We start from the raw sequence: 14,347 nt of genomic DNA on the forward strand, positions 1-14,347 counted from the left end.
GTTTGGGCAAGGTTGGCTGCACAGGCAGCGGGGCACTCTCGTACAGTAGAGCCATGAATATTGGGCCAGCGAAACCGGTTCGTACGACGAAGGCTGCCGCGCGGAAGCGGGCGGCGAAGCCCGATGCTACGCGTACGACGCAGAGCAAGGTGGCGGTGAAGAGCCGCGAACGCCTGCCCGCTGTGGACCTGATGGAGCTGGAGGGCCGGCTGGAGTATGAGTTCGTGCGGCCGGAGCTGCTGGAGCTGGCGGTGACGCACCGGTCGCACACGTATGAGGCGCGGCATGGGGTCCCGGCGGTGATATTGCCTGCGCACCCGGAGCAGCGCGACCAGCGGAACGCGCCGGGCACGGACAACGAGCAGCTTGAGTTCCTGGGCGATGCGGTGATCGGGCTGGTGATCACGGATGCGCTGTTCCGGGAGTTTCCCCAGTGCAGCGAGGGCGACCTGACGCGGTTGCGGTCCAATCTGGTGAGCCGGAAGCGCATGGCGGAGATGGGGCAGGCACTGGGGCTGGATGTAACCCTGCGGCTGGGCAAGAGCGCGGAGCAGAACGGTGGCCGCAGCAAGCCTGCTCTGGTGGCCAATGCAGCAGAGGCTGTGCTCGCGGCGGTGTATCTGGATGCGCGTGCGGCCGGGCGCGATGGGCTGGCGGCGATCCAGCGGCTGGCGGAGCGGTACCTGGTGCAGCCGGAGCTGCCGGCGATGCGCGCGGCGGTGGAGGCCGAGGCGGGGCGGGCGCTGCGTGACCACAAGACGCTGCTGCAGGAGCGCGTGCAGGCGAGCAATGCGGGGCGTCTGCGGTATGTGGATGTGGCCGAGAGCGGTCCGCCGCACTTGAAGCGGTTTACCGTGGAGGCGCAGCTGGAGCATGAGGGTGAGGCGCGCGTGCTGGCACAAGGTGAGGGCGGCAGCAAGAAAGAGGCGCAGCAGCGTGCGGCAGAGCTAGCCCTGGCCGTATGGGCCGTGCAGGAGAGTGAGACAGCCAGCGAGGTGAGGATGTGAGCGAGCCGCTGCAGACCGAGCTGATGGCCGCGGTGCTGCCGCAGTCTGAGGTGGTGTCCGCGGCGGTAGCACAGCCGAGGGTGCGGCGGGTGAAAGTGGACCGCGTGTACTCGCACGATGGGGTGTTTACGGTCTTCCGCAACCTGCTGGAGACGATGGTGGTGGCGATCTTTATCGTGACGTTCGCGGTGCAGCCTTCGCGGATACCGAGCGAGAGCATGGTGCCGACGCTGAAGGTAGGCGACTTTCTGCTGGTGGACAAGCAGGTGTTTGCGCCGTCGGGATTTCTGGACCGGCTGATGCTGCCGCCGGGGAAGATCCGTCGCGGCGACATGATCGTGTTCCACTATCCTGTCGATCCGGATGTGACGCTGGTGAAGCGCGTGGTCGGGGTTCCGGGAGACCGGCTACACCTGCACCACGGCAAGGTGTACATCGACGATGTGCAGATGTATGAGCCGTATGCGATCTATACGAAGTCGCGGGCGAACAACTATCGCGATGAGTTTCCTTCGCAGCGGGAGTTTCCGGACGACAACGTGCAGACGAACTGGTGGCTGGCACTGCGGAAGACCCCTCCCGGGGGGGACCTGGTGGTGCCTCCGGGAGAGTACTTTGTGCTGGGCGACAACCGGAACGATAGCGAGGACAGCCGCTACTGGGGGTTCGTGCCGCAGGATGCGGTGATCGGCCGGCCGCTGCTGGTGTACTTTACCGAGCAGGCCGAGGATGCGGCGGGCGCGATGAACCATGTGCGCGCCGAGTGGCACTCGTTCCATGTGCCGCGATAGGGATACCCCCTCCCCCCTCCCCTATGTAGCGGAGGTATCCAGCAGAATCAGCGACTTACGGGGTGATCCCGGGGGTAAGTGGCTCATTCTTTATATGGTTATGGGTATGATATTGCTGGCAAAAGGGTTAGCTCGCCGTAGATAAAAACATCCAGATTTGAGCCCTGAGCTGTCAGCCCTGAGCTGTGAGATTTCTTCCTACTTCCAGTATAGCTGGCTGGAACTATGAGTATGTTTATCGTTTGGTGGCGTTAGTGACTTGGTTTGTTGGGGTTGCGAGGTGGCTGGCGATTTTGGGGGTTGACAGGGTTTTGCCCAGAGTAAGAGCTGCTGGTGGTCGAGAAAAGAGAGGTGAGTGTGGTGGTGAAGGCTTGGTATGCTGGGGTGGTGAGAGCTCGTGGGATCAGTTTGGCGGTGTTGCTGGCGGTGGCGCCGGTGGCGGGTGTGTCTTTAATGGGTTGCCATGCGCATAGTGCGTCGGCGGCGACTCCGCAGCAGAAGGCCGATCAGCGGGCGGAGCTGGAAGACCAGCGTGAGCAGTTGCAGCAGATCCCGGTGTCGTCGAAGGACCGTTATATGGCGATCCACAGCTTTGAGAGCTGGGAGAACCCGTACCTGACGGTGCAGGCGAACATGGTGGAGCTGCATGTGACGCGGGCGGACTCGAACCCAAGCACGATCGGTGTGGGCGGGATGTTTCGTCCGGAGGCGGCGCGGCGGGTGGAGCTGAACATCGCCGACGGGCAGCTGGGCGACGCGGTCGCGGCGATCCCTGCGGATGCGTGGCCGTATGGCCGCGTAGTGGCGGTGGAAGAGGCGCACCATACGCCCGCGAACGCCGAGCCGATGGTGCGTCGCAACCTGGAGAAGACGATTGCGCTGCTGAACGACCTGGGCGTGCAGGTGTATGACCCTACGGAGGGGAAGCTGGAGTAAGGCGGTAAGGCAGGGAATAGGGAGTGGGGAATAGGGAGTAGAGAATGCTCGAAGAAGGGTGTTCTGCTCGACCGGTTCTTAGATTCGGCTTCAGTTTGATTTGTGGCTGAGCAGGCTGTCGAATGTGTAGTGCAGGAAAGTCTTCAGCGGGTCGTCGCTCTTTTCCGCCAGTGAGCGCAGGAGAGCGCCTTGCCAACTGTTAATGAGGAAGCCTGCAAGCGAATCGGGGTCGGCGTCGGGTGGTAGCTCTTTCTGATCGCGCGCCTGACGGAGCACTGCGGACAAGCCATGCTGCCAGTGGTTGAAGGAACCGCTGAGGTGCTTACGGAGAATAGTGCTGTGATCGGCGGCTTCGAGGCTGAACTTGCCAACCATGCAGCCTGGGATATCGCCCTTCTGGCCGTAGATCTTGATGAGCTCGGCGAAGTAGCGTCTTAGCCGTTTGAGAGGCGGCAGGTTGGTATCGCTCAGCACGGTCTCGCAGTGCTCGCCTACGCGGGCGGCGTAGCGCTCGAGGACCGCGACGGCGAAGTCCTCCTTGCTGCCGAAGTAGTGATAGAAAGAGCCCTTGGGAACCTGGGCGGAGGCGAGGATTTCGTTGAGGCCGGTGGCGTGGTAGCCATTCCGGTGCATGAGCGTGACGCCGACGTCGATGAGGTGGTCGCGCGTGGTTTGTGTCGCCATGATGGCTCCTTTGCTCCTTCAGTTCTACGGATGAGGCGCGGCCTTCGCAAGCGAGTTGCGAAGGCCGCGCACTTTTGACATTTCCTTCGCGGCTAAAGCCGGGTTCCGATAGCCGGGTTTGATGTACGAGCTAAAGCTCGTACCCTTCAAAGCGCGACCCCTCAGTCGCTCTATCAAGCGCCCGACATCGGCCGCCTTCAAAGCGCGGCGTTTCAGCCGCCTTCAAAGCGCCAAGTGTCAGCGGCTTTTATGCGGTAATGCCGTAGCGGGCGGCGGGCTCGCGGCGGGAGAGGTTCGGGCCGAGCGCCTTGCGGGCGGCTTCAAACTTCTCCCAGTCGGCGATCTCGGGCAGCGAGGGGATGGTGATGGCTTCGCCCTGATCGAGGCCGGCGAGGGAGGCGTCGACCATGTCTTCCGCGCTCATCACGATCTCCGCGGGAAGGTTGTGGACGGGCAGGCCAGCTTTCGCCCAGAGCGGTGTGGCGGTGGCACCGGGGAGAACAGCCTGGACGGTGACACCCTTGTCCGCGACCTCATTGCGAAGCGCCTGGGAGAAGTTGACGACGTAGGCCTTGGTGCCGCTGTAGGTGCCATTGAGGAGCTCCGGCGCGAGGGCGACGATGGAGGCGATGTTGATGATGAGGCCGTTGCCACGAGCGACGAAGGCGGGTGCTGCCGCGAGTGCGAGGCGCGTGAGCGCGGTGATGTTGAGGTAGATCATGGACTCGAGGTCGTTGATGTTCGAGTCAAGCAGCTTGCTGGTGGCAGCGACGCCGGCGTTGTTGATGAGCGCGGTGATGGAGGTGTCGGTGCGCAGGCGGGCGGCTACTGTCTCTACGCCTGCGGAGGTGTTGAGGTCGGCTTGCAGGGTTTCGATGTGGCGGCCGGTGGAGGCGAGCTGGGTGGCGACTTCGTTGAGCTTGGACTGGTTGCGGGCGACGAGGATGAGGTCGTAGCCGCGTTTGGCAAGGCGGTCGGCGTAGACGGCGCCGATGCCGGTGGATGCTCCAGTGACGAGTGCGGTGCCTTTGGATGAGAGGGACATGGTGAGATCTCCTGAGATGTTTTGGGAGGCGTTGAGCGCCTCACATATGGACTTAGAGTAGACTGGTTGGTCTAGAGATTCAGAAAAGGTTTTGGGGGGGGCGAGGGAGTGCGGTTTGCTCAGAGTTTGTGGTGGGTCCCGCAAAATGCGGGGATCTCTCCGCTCCGCTGCGCTCCGGTCGAGATGACAATCCTTATGGGCTCGAGATGCCAATCCTTATGGGCGAGGATTTTTGTGAAGTCCAGTTGCTGGAGTTTGTGGAACGTTCTGTGGGGGTGCGGCATCTGTACACTGGCAAGTAATCATGACAGTGCACTGGACAGCTCTCGCCATCTTCGGCGTCTTCTTTCTCTTAGTGACTTTTGCGGGGTTCTGGGCGGCGCGGTGGCGGCGTCCGGTGGACGGGATGCACTCGCTCGATGAGTGGGGGCTGGGCGGGCGCAGCTTTGGGACGTGGATTACGTGGTTCCTGATGGGCGGGGACCTGTATACGGCGTACACGGTGGTGGCGGTGCCGGGGCTGCTGTATGGGTCGGGTGCGTTCGGGATGTTTGCGCTGCCGTATGCGGTGATCGCGTATCCGTACATGATGGTGGTGATGCCACGGCTGTGGCGGGTGTGCCAGCGCAAGGGCTATGTGACGCTGGCGGACTTTGTGCGCGGGCGCTATGGGAACCGGTGGCTGGCTCTGGCGATTGCGGTGACGGGCATCCTGGCGCTGATGCCGTATATTGCGCTGCAGTTGGTGGGGATGAAGGTGGTGTTTGAGGCGATGGGGCTGCATGGCGAGATGCCGCTGATCATCGCGTTTGTGATTTTGGCGACGTACACGTATTCGAGCGGGCTGCGGGCGCCGGCGGTGATCGCGGTGGTGAAGGACTTGATGCTGTACATCATGGTGTTTGCCGCGATTATTTATCTGCCGATCAAGCTGGGCGGGTATGCGCACATCTTTGCGGTGGCGAGCGCGGCGCTGGCGACGCATAAACCGGCGGGGTCGATTGCGCTGCGGCCGCAGCAGTACCTGGGGTACTCGACTTTGGCGATTGGGAGCGCGATTGCGCTGATGCTGTATCCGCATACGGCGACAGCGGTGCTGAGTGCGAAGAATGCGAATGTGGTGCGGCGCAATGCGGCGCTGCTGCCGGCGTATAGCCTGCTGCTGGGGATGATCGCGCTGCTGGGGTACATTGCGCTGGCGGCGGGCGTGCAGACGAAGGATACGAGCGCTGCGGTGCCGCTGCTGTTTTTGAAGATGTTTCCGGAGAGCTTTGCGGGGTTCTGCCTGGCGGCGATTGCGGTGGGCGCGCTGGTGCCGGCGGCGATCATGTCGATTGCGGCGGCGAACCTGTTTACGCGGAACGTGCTGGGTGGGTTTGTGCGGACTCCGCTGACGCATAAGCAGGAGTCGACGGTGGCGAAGCTGGTGAGTCTGGCGGTGAAGTTCGGTGCGCTGTACTTTGTGCTGGCGCTGCCGGTGACGTATGCGATCCAACTGCAGCTGCTGGGTGGGGTGTGGATGACGCAGCTGTTTCCGGCGGTGGTGATTGGCGCGTTTACGCGGTGGCTGAATCCGTGGGCGCTGCTGTGCGGATGGGTGGCGGGGATGTACTGCGGGACGTGGATGGCGTGGTCGCTGGGGCTGAAGAGCTCGGTGTACCCGCTGCACCTGTTTGGCAGCACGTATGCCATGTATGCAGCGGTGCCCGCGCTGCTGTTGAATCTTGCGGTTAGCGGGGCGCTGACGCTGGCGCTGCGCGCGGCGAAGGCCGGCGAGGGCAGCGATGCGACGGTGGTGGAGGACTACGCGTAGAAGGGCGTTTGGACGCCGTATTGATTGTGTACACATTTGTAGCCATAATAGAGGTGTTCGTTGGCGGAGAATGATCTGCAGTTTGAGTGGGACGATGAGAAGGACCGGACGAACCGAATTAAGCACGGGCTTTCGTTCAATACCGGCGCATCGATCTTCAACTCTCCTACCGTGGAGCAGATGGATGATCGAGAAGATTATGGTGAGGTGCGATATGTCGCGCTTGGTCGAGTCGAGACGATGGTGTTGAAGGTGGTCTACACGATACGTGGGCCGAAGCAATTCCGAATCATTAGCGTACAGAGGGCTAACAGACATGAGCGAGAGTTCTACTATCGTGCGACGTTCGTTGAGTGAGGTCAATGAGATCCGCCGTAGAGGGGAGGACCCCATTGACCCAAATGCACCAGAGGCGGAGTCGCTGGGAGCGGAATTCTGGAAGAACGCGAAGGTGGTGGTGCCAGCGGGGAAGACGTCGGTGCATCTGCGGCTGGATAGCGATGTGGTGGAGTGGTTTCGGGAGCATGGCAAGGGGCACTTGACGCGAATGAATGCGGTGCTGCGCGCGTATGTGGATGCACATAGGCGCTCGGTGTAGGTTCGGTGGGCTGACGCTACAATGGAGAGATGATTAAGGGACTGACAGCAGTGGCGCAGGTCGCCACGGAAGAGGCATGGTCGCAGCTGAATGAGTTGTTCGGCGCGCTAGGGTTTGAGAATGGCAAGGGCTGGGACGATGGTACTGGCAAGGGTGCGGCATATCTTGCGCCGTTGGGGAACCTGGAGCTCATTACAGGGCGCGCGCCCGCAGTGCCGACGCTGCTGGTTGAGGTGACACAGCTAGAGGCTGTGCATACGGCGGTGAAGGCGTGGGTGGCGAAGTATCCGGCTAGCCAAGTGGGTGAGGTCGCGGCGACGCACTGGAACTCGCGGCTGTTTGTGCTGAAGCTTGCGGGGGATGTTGAACTGGGGTTCTGGGAGTCGGAGAATCCGCTGCATGGCAAGCCGGTGGCGATTGAGGGTGACCTCTCGGCTGCGGGGAAGAAGTTTGCGATTGTGGTGGCGCGGTGGAATGCGGTGATCACTGATCGGCTGCTACAGGGGTCGCTGGATGCGCTGATGCGGTCGGGCTGCAAGCGCGAAGATATTGAGATTGTGCGCGTGCCGGGGGCGTGGGAGATTCCTTCTGCGGCGCGGACGCTGGCGGAGACGAAGCGGTTTGTGGGGATCATCACGCTGGGTGTGCTGCTGCGCGGCGAGACGGCGCACTATGAGGCGATCTACAACGAGGTGTCGCGCGGGATTGGGCAGAGCCAGCAGGAGACGGGTGTGCCTCATGCGTTCGGCGTGCTGACGTGCGAGACGCTGGAGCAGGCGCTGGACCGTGCCGGGCTGAAGGCCGGGAACAAGGGCTTTGAAGCTGGGATCGCGGCGATCGAGATGGCGTCGATCCAGGAGAAGATTGCCGGGGTGAGCAAGTAATGGGGACGCGGCGTAAGTCTCGTGAACTGGCGATGCAGATGCTGTTTCAGGGGGACCTCGGGAAGCAGAAGCCCGAGGAGGTCGAGGAGCTGTTCTGGGAGTCGCGTGAAGATGTGGACGATGAGACGCGGGGGTTCGCGACGGACATTCATCGGCTGGCGACCACGCGCGAGGATGAGGTGGACAAGCTGATCGAGAAGCATGCGCAGAACTGGCGGCTGGAGCGCATGGCGACGGTCGATCGCAACCTGTTGCGCGCGGCGACGGCGGAGATGCTGGGGTTTCCGAAGACGCCGGCGGCGGTGGTGATCAATGAGACGCTGGAGATTGCGCGCCGCTATGCCGCTCCAGAGAGCATGAACTTTCTGAATGGCGTGCTGGATGCGATTGGGCATGATCTGTTGCAGCAGAGGCTGGAAAAGACAGGGAATCGGGAATAGGGAGTAGGGAGTAGAAATGCGAAGGCCGCCCGATTGGGCGGCCTTCTTTGTGTCTACTTGCTACAGCTTCTTAGTTGAGGGTCTTCTTTGGCTTCTGGGCGATCAGGTCGATGGGAGCGGTACCGGTGCCGGTGGCGAGAGGCAGCGCTGGAGTGAGCACGCTGGTCTCGGTAGCGGTGGTGCCGCTGATGGTGAAGACATGGACCTGGTTGTCTCCGGAGGTGCCGGCGTAGAAGGTGGTGCCGTCGGTGGAGAAGACGCCGGAGATCGGCGCGGAGGCTGCTGTGGCTCCGTTGCCGAGGGTGATGGGAACGAGAGTGCCAGCACCGGAGGCCGAGGGGATGTACTCCGGCAGGATGCCGCTGGAGCCGGAGTAGGTGACGAAGGCCAGAGAGGAGTTGGCTTCCGGAATCACCTTAGTGATGGCCGTGGCGGTGATACCGGTAAGCGGTGTGGTAGTGAAGGTGGTGGGGAAGTAGTTGGTGGGGAGCGCGGTGCCTGCGGGTGGGCAGGCAGCCTGCTCAGGGTTAGTTTTGGGGGCTGTTGGATTTACGGTGCCGCTTAGATTGACGTCGGTGAGGGTGGGTGTGCCGGAGGCGGTGGCACCGATGATGTGCAGGCCATCGTTGGTCGCGGCAAGCTTGTCGGTGGGTGTGGGCGCGGACGACTCACTCGCCAGAGGAGCGAAGTTGTTGACCACAGTTTGCGGCGTGCCTGTGCCAGTGAGTGTGCCGACGGGGCAGTAGCTGCGGGCCTCGGTGTACTGGCCGGCGAAGAAGGCCCCGACGCTGGGAACCATCACAGCGGCATCGGTGTATGCCTGGTCTTTGCCGTCGAGAGTGGTCTCTTCCCAGTTGGTGAAGGCGGAATAGGTGAGGATCTGATTCTTGCCTTGCAGGGTGATGTAGACGGTCTGCGAGTCTGGCGACCACCTGGCGCTGTTGGCGACGCCGCCGTAGCTGCTGATGACAGCACTGCTGGAGGCACTGTAGAGCGAGACGGTCTGACGGACGGGGTCGGTGACGACGACGGTGGAACCGTCCGGGGAGACGGCCAGGACGGTGCCGGGGACGTTCTCATTTACGGCTCCGATGGTGTTGGTAGCCGTGCTGATGGTTTGAAGACCCTGGGAGCTGCCGAGGTAGATGGTCGACCCGTCCTGCGTGATGACCATGGAGTTGGGCACGTACTGCAGCTTGATGGCCGAGCTGATCTGGCCGAGCGTGAAGTCGCGCGGTGTGACGTACTGGGACTGCGTGCTGCCCATGTAGATCACTTCGCTGGCCGTGCCGGGGGCGGTGATGGTGACCCCGTTGGAGGTGATCGGCTGGCCGTTGCCGAAGAGGCCGATCTGGCTGAAGGGCGCCGGGTTGCAGCTGCCGGGCAGGCAGACGGCGGTGAGGACCGCGGTTCCCGGATAGGTGGGAGTGACCGAGCCGACGGCTGCGGGAATGGTCTGCGGCGTGGTGGACTGGAACTCCAGGCTGAGGCCGTTCAGCGTAACGCCGTTGGTGTCCTTGACGACGGTGGTGAGTGGCAGCAGGTTGTTGGGGCCAACGGTGGCGCTGGTGGCACCCGTGGGGGTTTGAAGGGTGATGCTGGCTGGCGGGCAGGTGGAGAAGAAGCCTGACTGCGTGGCGGTGGAGGAGTTCGAGACGTTGGCGGTGATGAGCGTGCTGCCGGGCAGGTTGGCGGTGGCGATGCCGTTTTCGTCGATGGTGACGATGCCGGAGCTGAGCGGCGAGTAGCTGATGTGGCCAACCGAGCAGGTGACGTTGTCCGCTGGCGAGGTGCCGCCGTTGGCGTAGATGCGAGCGACCAGCTGCCCCGTCTGGCCCTGCGAGAGGCACTTGCCGGCGGTATAGACGCCGGTGGTGGCGGAGGGGCTGGTGCCGACGGTGTTATTCGGGCAGCAATCCGTGCCGGGGTCGGTGGTGCAGGAGGCCGTGGCGCCGCCGAGAACGATGCCCGTGACGACCGGATGCACGTAGATAGCGATGCCGTTGGAGGTAGCACCGCCTCCTCCTTCGGCCGTGGCGGTGACGTAGGCGAGGGAGCCGTTGGGGATGAAGTTGATCGTCGGAGCCGCGGTGTAGGTGACGGTGACGACGTCGTTCTTCTGCACGGCGAGGATGCCGGAGGTGATGGTCTGTGTGGTCGTGACGCCACTGTCGGTCAGCGTGATGGATGTGACCGTGCCTCCTATGAACTGGAGCGCGCCTGGGTTGGCGGCGGTATAGGTATAGTTGACGGGGCTGCCTGTGGCCGCAGGGACCGAGAGCGTGATCGTGGGAGCCTGGGTGGGCGGCGTGGCGTAGGGCTGGCAGACCGTGTAGTCCTGGATACCGCCGCCGGTGTTGCGGTTCCAGATGCCGGCGCAGACCTGGCCGGTGGAGGGGTTGATGTCCGCGACGGCCATATTGCTGGTGGCATAGATCCACTTGGAGACGCTGACAGAGGCGCCTTTGCAGTCGATGGCGGTGGCAGAGAGGGCCGAGCCGATCTGGGTGTAGTTGAGCGATTCGCCGGTGGTGGCGAGGGTCGGAGAGAGAGAGATGCTGGCGATCTGACCCGTGGCCGGACCGGAGTCGCCGCCGTTGCAATAGACAACGGTAGCCGCGTGATGACCGCAGCCGACGACGGAAAGACCGACGGGGAGCGCACTCACCGACGCAAGACACAAGCCAATTATTCTGACCCAACGCACAGCACTTCGTGAAAACAACCGCACTAAGAACCTCCCCGCTCAACCGGAACTGAAGCTGAACGGTCTTTCCCGCCAACCTTACGCACTCCGAGTTACCAGTTTAGGGGTTGGACGTGGATGGGGCAAGGAGGGTGAGGCCGAAAGCGAGTGATAAGTGACAAGCGGTAAGTGAAAAGGAAGAGGCGGCAGGATGAACCCGCCGCCCGCTTCGTTAAACCGGGAAAAGACCGAACCGTCTCCATCCCGGATTGGTGACCGTTTATCCCCTACTTCGCTGGCATGTACTCGGCGAACCATTTGACCTCGCGGGCCATGCGGTCGGCGATGTGGGCGGGGTTGCGGAAGCCGTGGCCTTCGTCGGGGTAGATGACGAGCTGGGTTTTGACACCCATCGCTTTGAGGGCGTGCCACATCTCGAAGGACTGCGGGGCGGGGCACTCGCCGTCGCGGTCGCCGACGATGATGAGCATCGGGGTTTTGGACTTGTGGATGTAGGTGATGGCCGAGGACTTCGCGTAGACCGCCGGGTCGTCGTAGACGCTGGCGCCGAAGAAGGGGACCATCCACTGGTCGATGGAGTTCTCGCCGTAGTAGCTCTGCCAGTTGGAGATGCCGGCGCCGGCGATGATGGTGGCGAAGCGGTCGGTCTGGGTCTCGGCGAACATGCTCATGAAGCCACCGTAGCTCCAGCCGGTGAGGCCTTCGCGGTGCTTGTCGATGGGGTACTTGGCTTCGAGCATGTCGAGGCCCTTGAGGATGTCGCGGAGGTCGCCGTAACCGAAGTCCTTGCGGTTGGCCTGGACGAACTTTTCGCCCTGGCCGAAGCTGCCGCGGGGGTTGGGCTGGAACTCGAAGTAGCCGTGCTCGGCCCAGTTGCCGCCACCGAAGCGTGAGCCGACCGAGGAGGATGGGCCGCCGTGGACGGTGACGATGAGGGGATACTTCTTCGCGGGGTTGTAGTTGGCCGGGAAGGTGAGCCAGCCCTGGACGTGGAAACCTTCGTTCTCCCACTCAACGGACTCGGTGCGGGCGGCGGGTTTGAGGCCTACGTTAAGGTGCGTGAGCTGCTTCTCATAGCCAGTGCGGCCCACCCATACCTCGGGTGCGGCATTAATGCCCGACTTGGCGTAGGCGATGAGGCGGGCGGTAAAGGAGACCGTGACGGAGTCCTTGATGGCCCCGCCGGAGATGGTGGTCTGGCCGAGATCGAGCGTGGAGTTCGGGACGATCTCGCGTTTTGCGATGTTGACATCGGGCAGGAGCGTGCTGCCGCGGCGGTCCTCGACGATGCCGATGGTGCCGTTGTTGAGCCAGGCTTCGAAGCAGGGGGTGCCGTCGATGTTGGGGGTGACGTCGGTGGGCTCGCCGCCTTTGCTGTCGACGACCCAGACGTCACCGCCGGTGGAACCCTGGTCGGACATCAGGCCACCGATGAAGGCGATCTTGCTGCCGTCGGGGGAGTAGCGCGGGACGGCGAGTTGCAGACCGTGCATCGCAGTGGTGGTGGTGTTGGGGTCGAAGACGACGGTGGGCGCAGAGCCTGAGGCTACCGGCTCACTGTAGAGCTTCGCGATCCACCAGGTGTTTTCGCCGGGAGGGTTGGCGGCGGTGTAGGCGATCTTCGCGGAGTCGGGGCTCCAGCCAAATTCGTAGACGTGGAGTTTCTCCGGGGTGACCCAGTCACCGTTGCCGGTGGCGGCATCCACCTTGTAGATGCGCTGGATTTCGACGTGGTCTTCGCCGATGACGCCGTCCCAGGGAGGCATGGCGTCGAGGGCGCCAGCGGAGCGGGTGGCGTTCTCGACGAAGAGGAAGGCGATGGATTTGCCGTCGGGCGAGTATGCCATCTCGTGGAGCTCACCGATGAGGTGGGTGAGCTGCTTGAACTGGCCGGTGGCGCGGGACCAGAGGAGGACTTCTTCCTGGCCCTTTTTGGCATCGGTGGCACAGGTGGAGAGGATGGCGAGGGTCTGGCTGTCGGGCGACCAGATGGGATCTTCGGTGGTGCAGCCGGCCGGGCCGGGGGGTGTGAGGAGCTTGTCCTGCTCCGAAGTGCGGGCAGGGTCGATGACGGAGACCAGATGCAGTGCGCCGCCACCGCGGCGGCCGACGATGTAGGTTACGAACGCGCCGTCGGGGGAGATGGCGACGCCGGACGGCGTGACGGCGCGCTCGGCCCGCTGGGCAGAGAGCGATGCCGGGAGCGCGAGGAGCGATAGAGAGCAGGCGGCGGCTGCGATAGGCAGCAGGTGGGCGCGGTGGAAAAGGTTCATGGTGGAAAGGCTATCACCGTGGGGTGGCGGTGTGTCGTAAGGAGAAGTACGGAGGGCGATTGAGGCGGTGAGTGTCCTGGCGGTGGCTCCCCCGGGTTTTGGCTGCAAGATCCGCAGCGGATTGGGGTTAGGCTCGTAACCGCCATTGTGGTGACTTTGGTCGCCGAGCTGGCTTGAGCTGTCAAAGAACGGGTTTAATGGGAAAGACCCAGCGCTGGGCCGGGTCTTTTGTGTCTTCGCTGTTATTGTATCGCGCGTGTCAAGGGAGGCCGAGTGCTCATGAACCCGGAAAGCAGACCTTGGGGCTAAAGCCCACTTCATTCGATTGAGCCCTATGAGACCCGAGGCTGAAGCCTCGGGGTACCTATGTTCAGCGGGTGGCGACGAGCATGACGCGGTTGGGTTCGATGTGACAGGTGTGGCCGGGTGTGGCCTCCCAAGTGGTGCCGCCGACGTAGGTGACCTGGGTGAGGTCGATGCTGCGGATGGAGGTGATGCCCTTGATGCCGAGCTGGGTGTAGCCGTCGGCACCGGGTGCGACGCCAAGCCGAAGGGTGGCGGGGGTGTCGATGATGCCTGAGGAGCCGGAGCCGGTGGCGACGACGGGCGTGGTATGCGGCTGGGGCGTGAGGCCGTGGACGATGACTCGCAAGGAGGTGATGCCGAGGCCGCCGGGGTTCTTGATGGTGAGCTGCACCTGCTGGGAGATGGCGGCGTGGGTGCCGGAGTCGACGATAACCGTGCCGGGGGTGGTGGTGAGTTGGGCGCGGAAGCCGACGGGGCAGGAGGACTGCTGCTGGGATGGGTTGGTCACTTCGGCCTGCACCATAGCAGTCTGCGCGGCTGCGGTGAAGGGAAGGGTGACGAGAGCGATTGCTGCTGTGTGGGTGAGGGTGCGGCGCATGAGGGAACCTCCGGGAGTCGGTGGTACTTGCGGCGTACAGGAGAAGGATACTCCTGGGTTGGACGTGTGGGCGAGGGGAAGGTCTGTTGAGACCCGGGGCTGAAGCCCCTTTGTTGAGGGGTGCTGGTTTCAGGGGCCTGAAGGCCCCTGCTCCCTCCGGGTCTGCTCGCGCCTTTGGCGCTTGCTGCGGCAAAGGCGGGGGCTTCGGCTACGCCCTTTGGGCTGCGCTCAGGATGATGGCGTAGAACAGGCAACGACAAGAACA

The 14,347-nt window shown here is 63.2% G+C and carries 12 protein-coding genes; 7 read left to right on the forward strand and 5 right to left on the reverse strand.

What is annotated here, in order from left to right; genetic code table 11:
• The first annotated feature begins 53 nt into the window (after positions 1-53).
• The 3 genes from rnc (at position 54) to GOB94_RS10925 (ending at position 2,734) form a co-directional block, all read left to right on the forward strand.
• A complete protein-coding gene (gene rnc, locus GOB94_RS10915) occupies positions 54-1,007 on the forward strand; it encodes a ribonuclease III (RefSeq protein ID WP_255483865.1) in 954 nt (317 codons plus the stop codon).
• The gene (gene lepB / locus GOB94_RS10920; RefSeq protein ID WP_182275948.1) at positions 1,004-1,798 is read left to right on the forward strand and encodes a signal peptidase I; all 795 of its coding nucleotides are present in this window, start codon (positions 1,004-1,006) and stop codon (positions 1,796-1,798) included. Before rnc ends, lepB begins: the two co-directional genes overlap by 4 nt.
• A 333-nt stretch (positions 1,799-2,131) precedes the next feature.
• Positions 2,132-2,734: a hypothetical protein gene (locus GOB94_RS10925; RefSeq protein ID WP_255483866.1), complete on the forward strand. Its 603-nt coding sequence runs from the start codon at positions 2,132-2,134 to the stop codon at positions 2,732-2,734.
• A 90-nt stretch (positions 2,735-2,824) separates the two neighbouring features.
• On the opposite strand, the gene GOB94_RS10930 is transcribed toward GOB94_RS10925, so the two are convergent.
• Both GOB94_RS10930 and GOB94_RS10935 read right to left on the reverse strand, forming a co-directional pair.
• Positions 2,825-3,418 carry a TetR/AcrR family transcriptional regulator gene (locus GOB94_RS10930; protein ID WP_182275949.1) on the reverse strand — a complete coding sequence of 198 codons (594 nt, stop codon included), beginning with the start codon at positions 3,416-3,418 and terminating at the stop codon, positions 2,825-2,827.
• 247 nt (positions 3,419-3,665) lie between these two features.
• Entirely contained in the window at positions 3,666-4,463 is a 798-nt protein-coding gene (locus GOB94_RS10935; RefSeq protein WP_182275950.1) for an SDR family oxidoreductase, read from the reverse strand.
• A gap of 304 nt (positions 4,464-4,767) precedes the next feature.
• On the opposite strand from GOB94_RS10935, the gene GOB94_RS10940 reads away from it, so the two are divergent.
• From GOB94_RS10940 to nusB, 4 genes are all read left to right on the forward strand, one after another.
• Positions 4,768-6,276: a sodium:solute symporter gene (locus GOB94_RS10940; RefSeq protein ID WP_182275951.1), complete on the forward strand. Its 1,509-nt coding sequence runs from the start codon at positions 4,768-4,770 to the stop codon at positions 6,274-6,276.
• A 316-nt stretch (positions 6,277-6,592) separates the two neighbouring features.
• Positions 6,593-6,874 carry a BrnA antitoxin family protein gene (locus tag GOB94_RS10950; RefSeq protein WP_182275953.1) on the forward strand — a complete coding sequence of 94 codons (282 nt, stop codon included), beginning with the start codon at positions 6,593-6,595 and terminating at the stop codon, positions 6,872-6,874.
• A 29-nt stretch (positions 6,875-6,903) separates the two neighbouring features.
• Positions 6,904-7,758, forward strand: coding sequence for a 6,7-dimethyl-8-ribityllumazine synthase (gene ribH, locus GOB94_RS10955; protein ID WP_182275954.1), 855 nt, complete (start codon positions 6,904-6,906; stop codon positions 7,756-7,758).
• Positions 7,758-8,198, forward strand: coding sequence for a transcription antitermination factor NusB (gene nusB, locus GOB94_RS10960; RefSeq protein ID WP_182275955.1), 441 nt, complete (start codon positions 7,758-7,760; stop codon positions 8,196-8,198). The genes ribH and nusB overlap by 1 nt, the downstream gene beginning before the upstream one ends.
• A gap of 70 nt (positions 8,199-8,268) precedes the next feature.
• Here nusB and GOB94_RS10965 read toward each other — a convergent pair whose 3' ends face one another.
• The 3 genes from GOB94_RS10965 to GOB94_RS10975 form a co-directional block, all read right to left on the reverse strand.
• Positions 8,269-10,866 carry a hypothetical protein gene (locus GOB94_RS10965; protein ID WP_220464918.1) on the reverse strand — a complete coding sequence of 866 codons (2,598 nt, stop codon included), beginning with the start codon at positions 10,864-10,866 and terminating at the stop codon, positions 8,269-8,271.
• Between the two features lie 305 nt (positions 10,867-11,171).
• Positions 11,172-13,178 (reverse strand): S9 family peptidase, encoded by a 2,007-nt coding sequence (locus GOB94_RS10970; RefSeq protein ID WP_182275957.1) that lies wholly within the window; start codon positions 13,176-13,178, stop codon positions 11,172-11,174.
• A gap of 370 nt (positions 13,179-13,548) precedes the next feature.
• Positions 13,549-14,082 (reverse strand): hypothetical protein, encoded by a 534-nt coding sequence (locus GOB94_RS10975; protein ID WP_182275958.1) that lies wholly within the window; start codon positions 14,080-14,082, stop codon positions 13,549-13,551.
• Positions 14,083-14,347: the final 265 nt, after the last annotated feature.

Source organism: Granulicella sp. 5B5 (assembly GCF_014083945.1).
Classification (GTDB): Bacteria; Acidobacteriota; Terriglobia; order Terriglobales; family Acidobacteriaceae; genus Granulicella.